Here is a 335-nt window from a genome sequence, read left to right as displayed (position 1 = left end):
AAGAACGCTTGTTAACCTCATTGAATGCGTCGATTGCAAGAATGACTACATCGTGGATGCCGTATTTGCTGAAGCAAAGCGTAAAGAAGCTGAAATTCACATGCTTTACGATATTGAAAATAATGAACTCACCCCTCAAACTGCCTCTGAATCTTACATTAAAATTCAAGCGGCAGAACGTATTATGGGTGATTTAGGTATCGACTATGAGCCTGTCGTTTTTCTTAATGAAGTTAGGGATTTACTCATCCCATTTGGAGTTATTTCATAATGTCGCAGACAACAAAAAAGAAGCTAGTTGACGCGTTAGAAAGGCTGCTAAGCGGTGATGTAGC

1 pseudogene is annotated in these 335 nt (G+C 39.7%); it reads left to right on the top strand.

What is annotated here, in order from left to right:
* Positions 1–271, top strand: a pseudogene (locus tag AB4503_RS25720) (site-specific integrase); the annotation flags it as partial.
* Between the last annotated feature and the right edge of the window lie 64 nt (positions 272–335).

This window comes from Vibrio sp. 10N.222.55.B11 (genome assembly GCF_041473705.1).
Taxonomy (GTDB): domain Bacteria; phylum Pseudomonadota; class Gammaproteobacteria; order Enterobacterales; family Vibrionaceae; genus Vibrio; species Vibrio crassostreae_C.
The sequence above is the reverse complement of the archived record's forward strand: the minus strand, read 5'-3'. Positions and strand labels throughout refer to the sequence as shown.